This window comes from Diaminobutyricimonas aerilata, from assembly GCF_002797715.1.
Taxonomy (GTDB): Bacteria; Actinomycetota; Actinomycetes; order Actinomycetales; family Microbacteriaceae; genus Diaminobutyricimonas; species Diaminobutyricimonas aerilata.
In genome coordinates this window covers 234,800-249,671 of the sequence record NZ_PGFF01000001.1, presented here as the reverse complement: position 1 = coordinate 249,671, position 14,872 = coordinate 234,800, and the positions used below count along the sequence as shown (strand labels likewise).

At 70.0% G+C, this 14,872-nt stretch carries 18 protein-coding genes and 1 pseudogene; 9 read left to right on the top strand and 10 right to left on the bottom strand.

Annotation, left to right across the window (positions count from 1 at the left end; translation table 11 throughout):
• Positions 1 to 8: 8 nt before the first annotated feature.
• Positions 9 to 869, bottom strand: a complete 861-nt coding sequence (locus CLV46_RS01270) for a hypothetical protein (protein ID WP_100363119.1) — start codon at positions 867 to 869, stop codon at positions 9 to 11.
• A 337-nt stretch (positions 870 to 1,206) separates the two neighbouring features.
• On the opposite strand from CLV46_RS01270, the gene CLV46_RS01260 reads away from it, so the two are divergent.
• Entirely contained in the window at positions 1,207 to 1,452 is a 246-nt protein-coding gene (locus CLV46_RS01260) for a hypothetical protein (protein ID WP_100363117.1), read from the top strand.
• Positions 1,453 to 1,480: 28 nt separating this feature from the next.
• On the opposite strand, the gene CLV46_RS01255 is transcribed toward CLV46_RS01260, so the two are convergent.
• Positions 1,481 to 1,798 carry a winged helix-turn-helix transcriptional regulator gene (locus CLV46_RS01255; RefSeq protein WP_100363116.1) on the bottom strand — a complete coding sequence of 106 codons (318 nt, stop codon included), beginning with the start codon at positions 1,796 to 1,798 and terminating at the stop codon, positions 1,481 to 1,483.
• Positions 1,795 to 2,199: a VOC family protein gene (locus tag CLV46_RS01250; RefSeq protein WP_100363115.1), complete on the bottom strand. Its 405-nt coding sequence runs from the start codon at positions 2,197 to 2,199 to the stop codon at positions 1,795 to 1,797. The genes CLV46_RS01255 and CLV46_RS01250 overlap by 4 nt, the downstream gene beginning before the upstream one ends.
• A gap of 242 nt (positions 2,200 to 2,441) precedes the next feature.
• Here CLV46_RS01250 and CLV46_RS01245 point away from each other — a divergent pair, with 242 nt between their 5' ends.
• From CLV46_RS01245 to CLV46_RS01230, 3 genes are all read left to right on the top strand, one after another.
• A complete protein-coding gene (locus CLV46_RS01245) occupies positions 2,442 to 3,011 on the top strand; it encodes a dihydrofolate reductase family protein (RefSeq protein WP_100363114.1) in 570 nt (189 codons plus the stop codon).
• A 563-nt stretch (positions 3,012 to 3,574) separates the two neighbouring features.
• Complete coding sequence (locus CLV46_RS01235) at positions 3,575 to 3,955, top strand: hypothetical protein (RefSeq protein ID WP_100363112.1); 381 nt, start codon at positions 3,575 to 3,577, stop codon at positions 3,953 to 3,955.
• A 35-nt stretch (positions 3,956 to 3,990) separates the two neighbouring features.
• Positions 3,991 to 4,560: a GrpB family protein gene (locus CLV46_RS01230; protein WP_100363111.1), complete on the top strand. Its 570-nt coding sequence runs from the start codon at positions 3,991 to 3,993 to the stop codon at positions 4,558 to 4,560.
• A gap of 127 nt (positions 4,561 to 4,687) precedes the next feature.
• On the opposite strand, the gene CLV46_RS01225 is transcribed toward CLV46_RS01230, so the two are convergent.
• Together CLV46_RS01225 and CLV46_RS01220 are read right to left on the bottom strand one after the other, a co-directional pair.
• Positions 4,688 to 5,623, bottom strand: a complete 936-nt coding sequence (locus CLV46_RS01225; RefSeq protein WP_100363110.1) for an NADP-dependent oxidoreductase — start codon at positions 5,621 to 5,623, stop codon at positions 4,688 to 4,690.
• A gap of 217 nt (positions 5,624 to 5,840) precedes the next feature.
• Entirely contained in the window at positions 5,841 to 6,764 is a 924-nt protein-coding gene (locus CLV46_RS01220; protein ID WP_100363109.1) for a LysR family transcriptional regulator, read from the bottom strand.
• A 72-nt stretch (positions 6,765 to 6,836) separates the two neighbouring features.
• Here CLV46_RS01220 and CLV46_RS01215 point away from each other — a divergent pair, with 72 nt between their 5' ends.
• A complete protein-coding gene (locus CLV46_RS01215; RefSeq protein ID WP_100363108.1) occupies positions 6,837 to 7,808 on the top strand; it encodes a DMT family transporter in 972 nt (323 codons plus the stop codon).
• On the opposite strand, the gene CLV46_RS01210 is transcribed toward CLV46_RS01215, so the two are convergent.
• Both CLV46_RS01210 and CLV46_RS01205 read right to left on the bottom strand, forming a co-directional pair.
• Complete coding sequence (locus tag CLV46_RS01210) at positions 7,775 to 8,428, bottom strand: class I SAM-dependent methyltransferase (RefSeq protein ID WP_100365814.1); 654 nt, start codon at positions 8,426 to 8,428, stop codon at positions 7,775 to 7,777. The two genes, CLV46_RS01215 and CLV46_RS01210, sit on opposite strands and share 34 nt — an antisense overlap.
• A gap of 69 nt (positions 8,429 to 8,497) precedes the next feature.
• The gene (locus CLV46_RS01205; RefSeq protein WP_157802182.1) at positions 8,498 to 8,734 is read right to left on the bottom strand and encodes a hypothetical protein; all 237 of its coding nucleotides are present in this window, start codon (positions 8,732 to 8,734) and stop codon (positions 8,498 to 8,500) included.
• Between the two features lie 133 nt (positions 8,735 to 8,867).
• Between CLV46_RS01205 and CLV46_RS01200 the strand changes: the two genes are divergently transcribed.
• Together CLV46_RS01200 and CLV46_RS01195 are read left to right on the top strand one after the other, a co-directional pair.
• Complete coding sequence (locus CLV46_RS01200; RefSeq protein ID WP_100363106.1) at positions 8,868 to 9,455, top strand: 2'-5' RNA ligase family protein; 588 nt, start codon at positions 8,868 to 8,870, stop codon at positions 9,453 to 9,455.
• Between the two features lie 97 nt (positions 9,456 to 9,552).
• Positions 9,553 to 10,413, top strand: a complete 861-nt coding sequence (locus CLV46_RS01195; protein WP_100363105.1) for a PhzF family phenazine biosynthesis protein — start codon at positions 9,553 to 9,555, stop codon at positions 10,411 to 10,413.
• A gap of 22 nt (positions 10,414 to 10,435) precedes the next feature.
• Here the strand turns inward: CLV46_RS01195 and CLV46_RS01190 are convergent, their stop codons facing one another.
• On the bottom strand, positions 10,436 to 11,005 hold the full coding sequence (locus tag CLV46_RS01190) for a TetR/AcrR family transcriptional regulator (protein WP_245866415.1): 570 nt from the start codon (positions 11,003 to 11,005) through the stop codon (positions 10,436 to 10,438).
• A gap of 115 nt (positions 11,006 to 11,120) precedes the next feature.
• On the opposite strand from CLV46_RS01190, the gene CLV46_RS01185 reads away from it, so the two are divergent.
• Positions 11,121 to 12,593, top strand: coding sequence for an MFS transporter (locus tag CLV46_RS01185; RefSeq protein WP_100363104.1), 1,473 nt, complete (start codon positions 11,121 to 11,123; stop codon positions 12,591 to 12,593).
• Here CLV46_RS01185 and CLV46_RS01180 read toward each other — a convergent pair.
• Together CLV46_RS01180 and CLV46_RS01175 are read right to left on the bottom strand one after the other, a co-directional pair.
• Complete coding sequence (locus CLV46_RS01180) at positions 12,545 to 13,129, bottom strand: YdcF family protein (protein WP_211282118.1); 585 nt, start codon at positions 13,127 to 13,129, stop codon at positions 12,545 to 12,547. The genes CLV46_RS01185 and CLV46_RS01180 overlap by 49 nt on opposite strands.
• Before the next feature lie 10 nt (positions 13,130 to 13,139).
• Positions 13,140 to 14,116: pseudogene (locus CLV46_RS01175) on the bottom strand (serine hydrolase domain-containing protein).
• A 97-nt stretch (positions 14,117 to 14,213) separates the two neighbouring features.
• Between CLV46_RS01175 and CLV46_RS01170 the strand changes: the two are divergent.
• Entirely contained in the window at positions 14,214 to 14,840 is a 627-nt protein-coding gene (locus tag CLV46_RS01170) for a DNA alkylation repair protein (protein ID WP_100363103.1), read from the top strand.
• The last annotated feature ends 32 nt before the right edge of the window (positions 14,841 to 14,872 follow it).

Here is a 14,872-nt window from a genome sequence, read left to right as displayed (position 1 = left end):
GGATGCGATCAGGGATTATCGGGGATGAAACGAACCGGCAGATCCGCAACGTGCAGATCGGACGCGCGGAGGGCATCCTCGATCTCGTCGTGCTCCTGATCGGGCGCCACGATCTGCACCTTCTCGACCCCGTCGGACGGCGTGCCGCCGCCGTCGGCCCAGTAGCTCGACACGCCGTGCTCCTCCACGAGTCGGGTGAGCAGCTCGAGATACCGCTCCTGCTCGCCGGGTCGGATGACGAGGATGAGATCGGCGGCATTGATCTCGACGAGTCGGTCGGGATGGAGCCCTGCCGCATCGCGGAGGTCCTCCGCGTGGGCGACCAGCGGCAACAGGTCATGAAGGGGGTCGGGAACATCCTCGGCCGTGCCCAGTGCGAGCGTGTCCCTCCCCCACACGGTCGCTCGCAGGTCGAGTCCGGGTACGGCGCGGTCGACGTGCGCGATGAGACCGGTGACGTCGAGGCCGAAGTCGGGGCAGCGCTCACCACGCGCCCCGTGTGGATCCTCCGGGTCGCTGTGCACTGCGACGACGTTCGCCCCCTCGGTCCGCACGCGCAGAGACCAGCTGACGCTGTCGCGGTACGGGGATGTGCATGCGGCGTCGAGCAAGGCGGGGAGACTCGCCTCCTCGACACTGAGTTCGATGCGGGCGTTCGGCTCGAAGAAGATGGGCGCTTCAACCCATCGCTCCGATGCATCCACAGTGACGCCGGGCACCTCTGCCACCTGGGCCGTGAGTCGGTCGAAGCGCTCATCCGGTCGGTCGAAGTGCGTCTCGTCGACCATCCAGGTGAAGACCGTGACCGCGCCGATCAACAGGCTTACGGACCCGAATGCGGCGATCGCGAGCCACCACCCCTTCGACATGAGTCAAGGATCCCTCCGGATGGCAGGACCCGACGGGAAGTCAGACGAACATCTGCGGAACGCCGAGCCAACTGGGTGAGTCGAGCAATAGGGTGAGACGTGTTCAAAAAGCGACCCGGCAATCCGAGAACCATCATGTGGGCCGGGCTAGGTCTAATCACGTTCGCGCTCGTATACCTCCCGTTCGTTCTCCGCGACCCGTGGGACAGCACGCGCCTGGGGCTCCCCGCGTGGCTGCTCACAGCTCTCTTGATGATCGTGGGCGCGTGCTGCGCGACATACGGCGCCATCTGGTTCCGCAAGGACCGGCGGGCCGGCAGCAGGAGGGACTGAGCCGGTGGATCGAGCAGAGGTCGACGACCGCGACCAGCCGGCGCGGAGATACAAGTGGCGGTACGGGCCCCTCCGGCTCGTTCTCCCCTGGATCTCGATCGCGCTGGGCACCTTCTGGACCGTCAGGGCCGTGGTCGATCCCGATTCAGACGCGGGCAGCCCGTTGTTCGTGTTCCTCGGTATCGGACTCATCGCGCTAGGGATCGTCGCCTTCTTCGTCTATCGCTGGATGGCCAAGCGCGGCATGTAGGGCCAACGTGGAGCTCGGCCCGATTCCCCTACGACTGCGGCGACGCGGTCGGTGCCCGGCTCGAGTCGGCTCCTTCGGCGCCCCAGCGCCCGAGCGCCACGATCGCCTCGCGCAGGGCGAGCCCGCGATCGGTCAGCGCGTAGGCCCGGGTGTTGTGTCGAAGCGGCAGTCGCGCGAGCACGCCCGCCGCTTCGAGTTCGCGCAAGCGGGTCGCGAGGATGTTCGTGGGCACTCCGAGCTCGCGTTGCAGGTCGCCGTAGCGCTGCGGCCCGTCGAGCAGCCGCTCCACGATCAGCAGGGCCCACCGGGCGCCGACGACGTCGAGTGCTGCGGCGAGGTCGCTCACGCGGTCTTGTCGGCCTCGGGCTTCATCCAGAACGGCGAGTAGTGGTAGCCGTCGGGGTCGTCGAACTGGCGCTGGTACATGAACGGGTAGTCGTCGATATCACCGATCCGCCCGCCGGCGGCGCCGGCGCGCTCGACGAGCTCATCGACCGCCTCACGGCTGCCGAGATCGAACGAGACCGTGACCTTCGAGGGGGTGTCGGGTCCGCCGACCAGGTCCTCGGAGCCGCCGACGCTCGCGTACATCTCGCGGCTGCCGAGCATGAGGTACTGCTCGGGCGCGATCGCGAAACACGAAACGTTGTGATCCGACATCTCGGTGTTGAGGGTCCAACCGAGGGCGGTGTAGAAGGCGGTCGCGCGCTCGACGCTCTCGACCGGGCAGGTGATGAAAAGGCTCATGCGGCTAACACTTGCAAAATGCAAGTGCCGCGTCAAGGGGCCTCTCTCTCACGGCCGGAGCCCGTCCGTCGTGAACGGCGCCCCCGATCGGCACGATCGCCAGTCGGCACCGATGCCGCGCGCCCCGCCCTCGACCAGGTGGCAAAACACACTGCGACCGATAATGTGGACGACGTATACATGAAGTGACGTCGGCGGCGCATGGCCCGGTGGACTGCGGAGCATCGAAGGAGAGCACCGAAGTGAGACCCCTCAGATACTCGATCAACATCACGCTCGACGGGTCAGCCTCGCACGAGGCCGGCTTACCCCCGGACGAGGAATCGATGCGCTACTGGACCGGTCAGATGGAGCAGGCCGATGCCCTCCTGTTCGGCCGCGTGACGTATCAGATGATGGAATCGGCGTGGCGGAGGCCGTCCACGGGCGAGTGGCCCGACTGGATGCGACAGTCGGAGATGCCGTTCGCCGAGGCCATCGACGGGGCGAAGAAGTACGTCGTCTCGAGCACGCTCGGCGCGGTCGACTGGAACGCCGAGCTGGTGCAGGGCGATGTGGGTTCAGCGGTCCAGCGCCTGAAGCAGCAGCCAGGCGAGGGCCTCTGGGTCGGAGGCGTGACGCTTCCCTCGGCACTGGCGGATCTGGGACTGATCGACGAATACGAGTTCCTCGTGCACCCGGTGCTCGCCGGGCATGGACCGACACTCCTCGCCGGTCTGCGCGATCGCATTCAGCTCGAGCTCGTCGGCCGCCAGGAGTTCCGGTCGGGAGTGGTCGCCCTCCGATACCGACCGGCCTCAGTTCCGAGATGACCTGAACGGGCTCTCGCATGTCGATGAAGGAGCGCGCGCAGGACCGAGTGCCTTTTCACCAACAGGTAATGGGCCGGGGATAACGCAGGGCGCGGCACCCCGAACTTGAGGCACCATGACGTATGGCGTGGGATCCGGAGGTTCAGGCTCGGCGGTCCGCTCGGCTGCTGCGCGTGGTCGGGCCGGTGCAGCTGGTGTTCGGTGTCGTCCTCATCGCCGGCGCCGTAGTACTTCTCGTCATCGGCGGAGAGGCGGCGCGAGTTCTGCCTGCCATCCAGTCATTGATGGGAGTGGTGTTCATCGGCGGCGGCGTCGCCAGCATCCGCAATGCTCGAAAGCTTGAGTCGACTGCCTCTCGCGATCGCTCATAACGGATCCAGACGAGTCACCGGCCAGTGTCGCGCGCGGCATCGGCGTGCCGACGGCGCCGATCCAGCGGAGGTCGAGTCGGCCCTGAGCGAGCGACGCCGGATCCGCGCACACGCCGTCAACGCCGGACGGGAGCGCCTCTGGCCAGCCGTCCTAATAACTGAGACGATGTCGATATGCGTAGAGGCGTTGGGGTGGCGGTCGCAGGGTTCCTGCTGTTGGTGACGGCGGGGTGCGCGCCCCTCGGTGGCTCGGGTTTTCGGGTGCTGGATCGCGCGGCGACGGATGACGACGCGCTCCCCGCGGTGTTCCTCGAGCAAGAGGGCACCTACTTGAAGGCGGGCACGGCCCGCTTCGCGGGGGAACATGACGGGAACCGGATCTGGCTGTCCCGCGGTGTTGACATGGACTCGATCTGCATCCTCGTCGACTACGGCGACACCGACTACGACGCGAGTGCGTGCGGCGGATTGGGCGGTGGGATCGCCGTGAAGGCGTTGTCAGGCCAGAAGTACGAGATCGTCCCCGACGAGTATCGCGACCAGGTGGTGCCCAACATCGCGGCGGTGGACTGACGGGCGGATCTCGGTTTCTCGGGGATGATGTCGAGGTGAGTAGCAACAGCGGCCATCGACGTCGACCGGATGTGACGACCGTCGAGATCGTCGGCGGGCCCGAGGCACTCGAGATCACCCTGCACGACTACGACCCCCGCTGGCCGGACGTCTTCGTCGAGCATCGGAACCGCATCCGGGAGGCCCTCGCCCCGTCGGTCGTGGAGATCGAGCACATCGGATCCACCTCCGTTCCCGGACTCGCGGCGAAGCCCATCGTCGACATCGTCGTCGCGGTCGATGACATCACGGCGGAGGAGGACTACCTCGAGCCGCTCATCGCCGTCGGATACGAACTGCGCGTGCGCGAGCCGGGGCACCGGCTCGTGCGCACCCCGGCTCGCGACGTCCACGTGCATCTCTACGAACGCGGCGCCGCGGCGATCGACGAGTACCTCCTCTTGCGCGATCACCTGCGCCGAGATGCCGACGACTGCGCCCTCTACGAGCGCACCAAACGGTCGTTGCTCACCCGGCGGTGGGACGACATGAACGACTACGCGGACGCGAAGACGGATGTCATCACCGCCGTCAAGGAACGCGCGAGGGCTGCCCGCACGGAGTGAGTCCACGGGCGGACGCGTTGGGTGGGTCCGCGGCCGCGCACGAGAAAGGCCCCCGGGTGTCGCCACCGGGAGCCTCTCTCGTCTCTTCGACTCCGTCGGCAACGGGAACCGCTCGAGCGGAGCGCGATCATCGGGCCGGGATGACGATGACCTTTCCGGCGATCCGGCCGGCCGCGCCCTCCGCATGGAGGGACTGCAGCTCACTGAGCGGGATGCGGCGGGTGACCTCGACGCGCAGCGCGCCGGCATCGACGAGCGACACCAGCTCGCGAAGGCGATCCCGGTTGGGGCGGACGAAGACGGTCACAGCGCGGACGCCGCGACTGTCGTCGCCGGGCGTGGCCATGAACGCCGTGGTGCTCACCACGGCGCCACCATCGCGCACGAGGGCGACGTAGGCAGCGAACTGCTCCGGGTCGATCGGCGCGAGGTTGATCAGCACGTCGACTCGATCGCCGACCGCGTCGAGGAGGTCCGTGACCGTGTGATCGATGATCTCGTCCGCGCCCGCGGCGCGGACATCCTCGATGCTGCGCGGGCTCGCGGTGGCGATGACGTGGATGCCGGCTCGCTTGGCGAGCTGGATCGCGTACTTGCCAACCACCCCGCCGGCACCGACGATCAGCACACGCCGTCCCGCTTCGAGAGCGCCCTCGTCGAACAGCGCCTGCCACGCGGTCAGAGCCACCGACGGCAGGGCTGCCGCGTCGGCGAGCGGGATGCTCGTCGGCGCCGGCACGAGGGCCTCCGCCGGCGCGATCACGTACTCCGCGGCGCCGCCGTCGCGCTCCATCGGCAGGAAGCCGATCACCGGGTCGCCGACGCTGAGCCCGGTCACGCCGTCACCGAGGGTCTCGACCGTGCCGGAGACGTCGTACCCGGGGACGTGCGGCAACACGATCGGGATGGGCAGGAACCCCGCCCGCATGCCGTTGTCGGCCGCGCTGTATGCGGACGCGGCGACGCGCACCAGCACCTCGCCGGCCGCCGGTGTGGGCCGCTCGATCTCTTCGTACCGGAGCACCTCGGGGCCGCCGACTTCGTGGAAACGCACTGCCTTCATGATCCTGATCCTCTCGTTATTGCTTCGAGTTCGAAGCACTGAGATGACCGTAGCACTGCTTCGATTTCGAAGCAACCGGCATTCCAGCGGTCCATGCATCCGGAAATCGGCGCCAGAGGAGGCACCCGGGCGCCAGGAGGCGTTCGACCCCTACGAGAGCCGAGGGCCTGCCCGGTGTCGCGGTCGGCTGAGCGGGAGACGCGCGCCGCCCGGCGGTTCAGCCGAGCGTGCCCTGGCTCGAGCGCTGCGCGGCGGTGGCCGCGACTCGCTGCAGCGCGGCGAGCACCGTGCGCACGGGCGTGTGCGCGAGGGCATCCGGACGCGCGAGCACGTCGACATGGCGGGCCAGCGTTGCGCCGGCGACCGGCCGCAACACCATTCCGTCGACGGCGAGGGGCGCCGCCGTGGTGCGGGGCATGACCGCGATCGCAGCGCCCGTGCGCACCACCTGCGCGGCGACGGAGAACTCGTTGATGTAGTGATCGACACGCGGGGCGCTGCCGCTCAAGGCCCCCAGGTGCGCGAGCACACCGGCGAGCGGGAACCCCTCATGCGTGGAGATCCACCGCTCGTTGCGCAGTTGTTCCGGCGTGATGCTCGACTGTGCGGCGAGCGGATGCGCGTCGTGCAGGGCGATATCGAGCGGTTCGACGAGCAGCGGAGTCACGGCCAGACGGGCGACGGGCCATTCCGGATCGTGCGCGAGCCGGTGGGCGATGACGAGGTCGTAGTCGGCGGTGAGGCCGGCGAACCGGCTCTGTGCCACATCCGCATCGACGAGGGACACCTGCGGGCGCCCACGGAGCTCGGTGAGCAACGGCGCGAAGAGGGCGAGGCCCGCGCTGTGGAAGGCGGAGACGCTGACCGCGCGCTGCTCGAACTCGAGGAAGGACCCGACCGCATCCCGCGCCTCGGCGAGCGCTTGCTCCACTCGCGCGCCGGCTACGGCGAGTGCCTCGCCCGCCTCCGTGAGCACGAGCCGGCGCCCGCGCCGCACGGTGAGCGGCACAGGGATACCGGCCTGCAGAGCGGCGAGCTGCTGCGACACCGCCGACGCGCTCACGTGCATCGCCGCGGCGACCGCGGCGACACTGCCGCGATCACCGAGCTCGCGCAGCAGACGCAGTCGAGCCGGATCCATAAGTGCTTCCTAATGTGTCGATCAAGACGATGGCTGTTGCTCTTCAGCATCGCTTGCACCGACAGTAGCGGCATGGCCCCGCGCACCCGATCCGAACCGCTCGTCGACCTTCTCCTGCTCGGCGTCGCGGCGGTGTGGGGCGCGAGCTTCCTGGCCGCGAAGGACCTCGCCGCCGACACGGGTGTGCCGTCGGCGGTCGCGCTTCGATTCCTCGTCGCAGCGGCGGCCACGGCCATCCTGTGCCTCGCTCGCAAGGAGCGCCTCCCCCGAGGACGCGGCCTGGTGATCGCCGCCTGCCTCGGCTGCACTCAGGCCGCCGTCATCGGGCTCGAGACGTGGGGCGTGCACCTGACTTCCGCGACCAACGCGGGTCTGCTGATCAGCCTTGCTCTCGTGATGACGCCGGTGCTCGAGGGTCTCGCATCCCGCTCCTGGCTGCCCCGGTCGTACTTCATCGCCGCCGTCGCGGCGGTCGTCGGCGTCGCACTGCTGGTCTCCGAGGGCGACTTCCGAACCCCGACGCCGGGCGATGGTCTCGTGATCGCGGCGGCGGTGGTGCGCGCCTTCCACGTGACGGCGAGCGGACACCTCACGCGAGGACGCAGCGACGGTTCGCTCGGTGTCGTGCTCGTGCAGATGATCGTCTGCGCCGTCTCGTTCACCGTCATCGCCGGGTCCGACCTGCCCGTCGCCGTGATGCGGCTCGATGCGCGCGGGTGGATGGACGTGCTCTTCCTCGGTCTGCTGTGTTCGGTCTTCGCGTTCGTGGTGCAGCTCTGGGCCGTGCGCCGCACGTCAGCTTCGCGCGCGAGCATCCTGATGGGTACGGAACCGGTGTGGGCGCTGCTCGTCGGAGTGGTCATCGCCGGCGAGGCGATCGGGCCGGTGGGAATCTGCGGTGCGCTGCTGATCATCGCCGCCAGCTACGCCGGTCAGGCGATCGAGCGGCGGCACCGGCGAGCGAGGGCCGAAACGGTACCGCACCCGGAGGTCGAAGCCGCGCCAGCCGCTCAGCGCGCGGGCGCCACCCACGACGCCGTGTAGCGCCAGAAGAGCCGACGGGGCATCCGGATGCCCGGCAGCACCCTCTCCGCGACGGCCCGGATCTCCTCGAACGACTCGACGGCGTCGACGGCCGGCGCGAGCATGTGAGGCGGCGGATGCTCGACACGCGCCGGATGGCGGACGAGTCCGACGAGCGGATTCAGCGCGAGCGAGACGAGCGACCGAACGGTGTCGCCGCGGGATTCTCGAGCGACCCCGACGATGACGATCCTGCCGCCGGGCCGCAACGCGTCGCGGGCGGCGATGAGCGACGGTTCGAGCGGCATGTGGTGCAGCGAGGCGACGAACACGATGAAGTCGCAGCCGCGCCGCGGTTCCGCTCCAAAGGCGCGATGCTCGATCTCGACGACAGGCGACCCGCGGAACCGGCGCGCGGCGATGGCAGCCGTCGGAGCATCCGGTTCGATGCCGATCACTCGGGGGAAGACCCGCGCGAGCCGCTCGACCATGTTGCCGGTGCCGCATCCGACGTCGACCGCCGTGTCACCCCCACCCCGGCGCACCGCTCTCGCGTGCCGGAGCACGAAGCCCGCGTAGGCGTCGTTGTGCGACCACGGATGCGCCGCGTTGAACCGGCCGAGCGCCGCGAGCAACCCCATCACGCCAGCGTAGGGACCGGCGGCGACCCGAATGCGGTTGACCCCGCTCGGCGCCACCTGTCTGGCGGATCACCGACGCGAGCGCAGTGCCCGGAACATCGCGTACGTGACGAAGGCGCCCGCGGCGACCACCGCGACCCACACCTGCGCGACCGAAGCAGCCGTCTCGCAACGGCCCCCGCCGCCGGCTTCCATCGCGTAGTGCTGGCACGTTCCGCTCTGCGCGGTACCGATGTAGAAGAGGGCCGCGATGAGGACGCACGCGGCCGCCGCCACCCACCCCCACCGGACACGGCCACCTTCCATGACGGCAACGTACTCCCACATCTCGCAGGCGGGTAGGGAACCCCGGACACCGCGGCTCGGTCGGCGTAACACCCGCCGCGTGAGACGCGCCAACCACTAGCGTTCGACCACACGACAGAGCGAGGGAAGACGGATGCCGCGACCGTTCATGACCGACCCGGCACAGCTCGCCGCCCTTGAGGGCCAGCAATATGTCGTGTTCCGTCCGATTGATGGAGTGCTGCGCGCCTACGAAGCCGCTCGTCGGGCGGTTGCGCCGTTGCTGCCCACCGGCGCGACGCATCCTCACGCCGGCCATGTGACTCTCCGCGGCTTTCACGAGCCGCGCCGGGTGGAATCGCTCAAGAACTTCATCGCGGATTGGGCTGCCGAGCAGACTCCCGTGACCATGAACGTCGACACGTTGGACGGGTTCCCACCGCCCTTCCGAGTGGCCATCCTCCGCTTGGCGCGATCACCCTCGCTTGTGGACGCCTACGCGTCCCTCACGCATGCACTCGAGCGCACCGACTTCGCGCGCGTCGGCGAGCTCCCGGTCGATGACTGGATCTTCCACATGTCGGTCGCCTACTGCGGTGACATGCCAGACGACCGCTGGTCCGAGTTGCATCGAACCGTGACCGACTCACCGCTTCGGTCTGCCTCGGAAGTACTGAGCGAAATCGAGTTCGTCTGGTACGAGCAAGGCGAGCATCGGGAGACCTTTGCTCTCGACGGATAGACCGGGCGGCGCATCGCCCCGCACGCCTCCGTCGCCGCATCCACCGGGTGCGCATTGGATCTCGTCTCGCGGGCCGGGCTGCCGGTACACCTGCGGTATGGGAAGTACGGCTGCGGCGAGGACTCTGAAGTACCGGGCGTTCACCACCCCGGACGGCGGGCCGGATTCCGGGAACCCGGCTGGGGTGGTTCTGGACGCGGAGCGGCTGTCGGAGAACGACATGCTGAGCATCGCGGCCGATCTGGGGTTCAGTGAGACCGCGTTCCTCACCGAGATCACCGACCGTTCGGCACGCATCCGCTACTTCACCCCTCGCGCCGAGATCGCCTTCTGCGGTCACGCGACCATCGCGTCGGGTGTCGCCTTGGCGCGGCAGGGCGCGGGTCCGGTGATCGAGCTGCGCACGAACGCGGGCGAGGTACCCGTGGAGGTCACGCCCGAGCGGGCGACGCTGACCGCCGTCGAGACGGCGGTCGAGCCGCTCGATCCTTCGACGCTGAGCGAGCTGCTCGAGGCGCTACGGCTGACGGAGGCGGACCTCGATCCCGCGTTGCCGCCCGCGTTCATCCGGGGCGGCAACCCGCATCCGCTCGTGCCGGTGCGCGCTGACGCACTTGCCCGACTCGACCACGACGCGGACGCTGTGCTCACGCTGCAGAATCGGCAGGGCTGGGATGGGACGGTGCCGGTCGTGCACCGCGTCTCGGAGCACCGGTTCTTCAGCCGGAACCCCTTCCCGCGCGGCGGCATCAGGGAGGATCCGGCCACGGGATCGGCGGCGGCGGGACTGGGCGCGTACCTGCGCCACGGCGGCCACGTCGCCTCGGATGCGGAGATCACCGTGGAGCAGGGCAGCGAAGTCGGCCGCCCCTCGCTGATCTCCGTCACGATCCCGAGCGCGGGACGCATTCGGGTGACCGGTACGGCCGACGAGCTCGGTGCCGGCAGCTCCGACTGAGCACTCGGCGGGCGGCGGACGGTCAGCGGACGCGCAAGCCGTCGATCGCGATGCCGAGCACCTTGTCGCGCTGCGCGGCATCCGGGAACTGCACGCTCGTGATTCCCGAGATCATGCGCAGCACGTCTTCGACGACGATGTCGTCGCGCACGACGCCGGCGGCCTGCGCGCGTTCGAGCACCGGGGCGCCCGCCTGCATCATCGCGCCCTTGCAGGCCAGCAGAGCGGGTGACCCGCGGTTGAGGCCCTCGAGCAGGGCGCGTTTCGTGCCGACGTATTCGACATAGCGGTCGAGGAAGGTCGCGAATGCCGCCCACGGCTCCTGGTCATGGGTGGCCTGCGCAGCGGCGATCAACGACTCGACCTCCTGCACGTACACCGCCTCGGCCAGGGCGTCGCGGCTCGCGAAGTTGCGGTACAGGGTGCCGATTCCGACGCCGGCATCGCGCGCGATGTCTTCGAGGGAGGCCTGCAGACCGCGCTCCGCGAAGGCCGCGCGTGCGGCAGCCAGCAGCGCGTCGAAGTTGCGCCGCGCATCCGCGCGTTGCGGTCGCCGCACTCCCACCCAGTCGGGGATATCGACGATCGACACGATCGCTCCTTGCGAAACGGAGGCCGCCTCCGCTAACGTACCGGAGGGCGCCTCCGAGCGGAGGCTGCCTCCTGATCATAGCCCTCGACGGTGCGGGCGCTCCGAAAGGAACCCCATGACCACCACCCTCACCTCCGACTCGCCCGCGGGAGCCGTACGGATCGAGCGCGCGCCGCGCTCCGGGCACGCGCTCGCCGCTCTCGGCATCGGCGTCGGCGCGTTCGCCACGCTGCAGTCGCTGCTCGTGCCGGTGCTGCCCCTCGTGCAGGTCGACCTGCTCACCGACGCCTCCGGCGTCGCGTGGACGCTCACCGCCTGGCTCATCACCGCCGCCGTCGCGACCCCGCTGCTCGGCCGCGTCGGCGACCTCATCGGACGCCGCCGCGTGTTCCTGCTGGCCCTGGGCGCCATCGCCGTCGGAAGCCTCGTCGCCGCCCTCGCGCCCAACCTCACCGTGCTGCTCGTCGGTCGCGTGCTGCAGGGTGTCGGTGGCGCCATCTTCCCGCTCGGCTTCGGCCTCGTGCGCGAGATCATGCCCGCCGGCCGGGTGGGCTCCGGCATCGGCGTGCTCTCGGCGATCGTCTCATCCGGCGCCGGCATCGGCACCGCGCTGGCCGGGCCGCTGTCGACCCTCGTCGGCTGGCGCGGGCTGTTCCTCGTGCCGCTCATCGGCGTGCTCATCAGCGCCCTCATGGTGCGCCGGTTCGTGCCGGCGGCCGACGAGCGCGGAAGCGGCCGCATCAACGTGCCGGCCGCTATCCTGCTCTCCACCTGGCTCGTCGCCGCCCTGCTCCCGCTGAGCCTCGCCGGCAGTGTCGGATGGACCTCGCCGTTCATCCTCGGCTCCTTCGCGGTGGCCGCACTCGCGCTCGCCGGCTGGATCGTCGTGGAACTGCGATCCTCCGAGCCCCTCGTCGACATGCGGATGCTGCGCCTTCCGGGCGTGTGGAACACGAACGTCGCCGCCATCCTGCTCGGTGCCGCGATGTTCGGCGTGTGGGCGTACTTCGCCCGCTTCCTGCAGGAGCCGACCTCCACCGGTTACGGGCTCGGCGCCTCCGTCGCGGAGTCCGGACTGCTCATGCTGCCGATGCTCGTGCTCATGGCGTTCGCGGGCCTGGCCACCGGCCCGCTCACGAAGTGGATCGGGTTGCGCACGCAGCTCACGATCGCCGCGGCGCTCGTCGCCGCCTCCACCGCCGCCATCGCGCTGGTGCACGAGACCGCGTTCGAGCTCGCGCTGTGGGCGGCCGTGTTCGGCATCGGCCTCGGTCTCGCGAACGCCGCGACGGCGAGCATCGTGGTGCAGAGCGTTCCGCTCAACCAGACCGGCGTCGCGAGCGGGATGAACGCCAACTTCCGCACCATCGGCTCGGCCATCGGCACCGCCGTGACCACGGCGATCGTGACCGGCACCTCGCACGGCGCCACCAGCGAGCCCACCGAGGCCGGGTACACGATGGGCTTCCTCGTGCTCGCCGGCGCTGCGCTGCTCGCCGCAGTCGCCGCCGTCGCCGGCCGACCCCGCCGCCGTCGCCGTCAGCCGGCGGACGAGACGGTCGTGTTCGAGGCGCTCGCGGAGGCCTGAGCCGCGGCCGCTGTGCGGACCACTCGAGGCCGGCGCCTCCATCCGACGACCGCCGCGATCGGTTTGAGCAGCAACATCTCGCCGAAGCGGTAGTCGTCGGCGCGCACCAGCCGCTCGGCGAGATCCGGTCGCATCTGTGCGAGATAGAGACGACCCTTCTCGGCGTGCAGCGAGTTCGAGACGATCTTGATGGCATCCGCGTGTTCGATGAGCGGGATGGCGTTGCGGATGTTCTCCCACGTCGTGCGGCTCTCGCGATCGAGCCGCAGCGGCCCGCGATAGCCCCGCTCGCGCGCATACCGGGCCATCAGCTCCGCCTCCGCCACGTCGCCGCCGACGGCGCCACCGCACAACACGAGCACACTCGACTCGCCGCCGCGCTGAGATCTGAGGCCCGCACGCACCCGGTACCGGTTCACGTAGTTGGCCCGTCGCCCACGGTTCCGGTAGCCGAGCACGACGACGGCCTCCGCGCCGTCCGGGTGCGCGCGCGTGGCGAGCGCCGCGGCGGCGAACAGCAGGGGCCGGATCCTCACGAGCTGCGCTTCAGACGCCGGACACGACCGCGTTGTCGAGCTCGTCGAGGTCTACGCCCGGTCGGTCCGCACGGTTGGTGAGCAGCACGAACGCGATCCCGACCGTGGGGTGCACCCAGAATTCCGCCCCCGACCAGCCGCGGTGCCCGTAGACGTCGCGATCGATCAGGCCGGGCGCACGGGTGCGCAGGTTCCACGTGAAGCCCCAGTCCTGCCCGCGCTCGGCGGTGTAGGGGTCGAGGCGCGGAATGTCGCCGGTGAGCGGGCGCAGCATCATCGCGAGCGTCGCCGGGCGCGCGATGTCGCCGGAGTCGCGCAGCAGAGCGGTACCGATCGCCAGCAGGTCCTCTGCCCGGCCCAGGAGACCGGCGCCCGATGGCGCAGGGCGGCGAAGCGCTGCAGGTCCAGCCCCTCGGCAGCTGCATCCGGAACGTCGTGCGGATCCGCGGCTTCGTCGAGCGTGAGTCCGGTGGCGCCGACCGGGCCGACCGCGTCGGCGACGGCGGCATCCCAAGTGCGCCCGGTGCGCGCCCGGATCATCCGCGCGATGCCCTCGAACGCGATGGTCGAGTAGCGCGAGGCGCTGCCCGCGGCGAAGTCGCGCGGGCCGAGGAGTCCCGCCTCGAGGCCGTCGGGTGAGTCCATCGGCGGCTCCGCGATACCCGACGTGTGACTCACCAGATGCCTCAGCCGCACCACGTCGTCGCGGTCGCGTCCGAACTCCGGCACGTCCGCCTGCAGAGGGGTCTCGGTGGTGACGAGCCCCGCCTCGATCATGCGCGCGGCCGCGAGGCCGACGAGCGGCTTCGTGATGGAGAACAGACGGTAGTGATCGTCGGTGCGGGCGGGCCGGGTGCCGGTCGTGCCGAACGCGTCGAGCGCCTGGATGCCTGACGCGGTGGCGACACCGAGCACAGCGGTCGGCAACGCGCCCGACTCGACGTGGCGTCGCGCCCAGTCGAACGCGTGCGTGAAGGGAACGGACATGACGGCTCCTGCTGTCGATCACGCCGACCGGCCACGCGGCGTTGCACGCCGAGCGTATCGCCGGGGAACACACGATCGCGCTGCTTAGGCTGAACGGATGGCAGGTGCAGACGAGGTCGCCGCCGCGCTCGTGCGCGCGACCGACGACGCGAGCATCCGCCGGGTCGCCCGCCGCTTCGCCGCCCTGCCGCCCACCGAGATCGATTCCCTGCTCTGGAGCGAGCATCGCCCCGACCGCCTCGCCGCCCTGCTGATCCTCGTCGAGCAGTACCGAGCCGGCCGGGACCCGTCGGCCGTGGTCGAACAACTCCTCGATGCCGCGCGCGCCGAGAGGGTCGACGACGAGGAGCTCGTCGCCGCGGTCGCGGAGTCGATCCTGGGCGACGCGCACCGGGAGGGCTCGCGCAACCGCTTCTTCCAGCTCGCGAAGAGCGACGTCGTGTGGGTGCGGATGCTGGCGCTCCTCGCCACCGGCGTGTTCGTGAAGGCCGGCGACCCGTCGACGACGCTCGAGCTCGTGGAGCGCCTCGCGCCGGAACGGCATCCCGGGATGCGGCAGGCGAGTGCCACGCTCCTGCGGACGATCGGCAAGCGGATGCCCGACACCCTCATTCCGTTCCTCGATCGCACGGCACGGCGCCTGCCTCGCGAGGTCGTCCAGATGGCCGTCGAGCACCTTCCGGCCGACGAGGCGGACCGCATCCGCTCGCTCGCGAAGGGCTGAGAGCGCCACTGGAGGCGGCCGGGTCAGCTCCC

Coding starts and splice junctions, on each gene's coding strand:
- CLV46_RS01270 (WP_100363119.1), bottom strand. CDS start 869: ATGTCGAAGGGGTGGTGGCTCGCGATCGCCGCATTCGGGTCCGTAAGC.
- CLV46_RS01250 (WP_100363115.1), bottom strand. CDS start 2,199: ATGAGCCTTTTCATCACCTGCCCGGTCGAGAGCGTCGAGCGCGCGACC.
- CLV46_RS01225 (WP_100363110.1), bottom strand. CDS start 5,623: ATGAAGGCAGTGCGTTTCCACGAAGTCGGCGGCCCCGAGGTGCTCCGG.
- CLV46_RS01220 (WP_100363109.1), bottom strand. CDS start 6,764: ATGGATCCGGCTCGACTGCGTCTGCTGCGCGAGCTCGGTGATCGCGGC.
- CLV46_RS01215 (WP_100363108.1), top strand. CDS start 6,837: ATGGCCCCGCGCACCCGATCCGAACCGCTCGTCGACCTTCTCCTGCTC.
- CLV46_RS01210 (WP_100365814.1), bottom strand. CDS start 8,428: ATGGGGTTGCTCGCGGCGCTCGGCCGGTTCAACGCGGCGCATCCGTGG.
- CLV46_RS01205 (WP_157802182.1), bottom strand. CDS start 8,734: ATGGAAGGTGGCCGTGTCCGGTGGGGGTGGGTGGCGGCGGCCGCGTGC.
- CLV46_RS01200 (WP_100363106.1), top strand. CDS start 8,868: ATGCCGCGACCGTTCATGACCGACCCGGCACAGCTCGCCGCCCTTGAG.
- CLV46_RS01195 (WP_100363105.1), top strand. CDS start 9,553: ATGGGAAGTACGGCTGCGGCGAGGACTCTGAAGTACCGGGCGTTCACC.
- CLV46_RS01185 (WP_100363104.1), top strand. CDS start 11,121: ATGACCACCACCCTCACCTCCGACTCGCCCGCGGGAGCCGTACGGATC.
- CLV46_RS01170 (WP_100363103.1), top strand. CDS start 14,214: ATGGCAGGTGCAGACGAGGTCGCCGCCGCGCTCGTGCGCGCGACCGAC.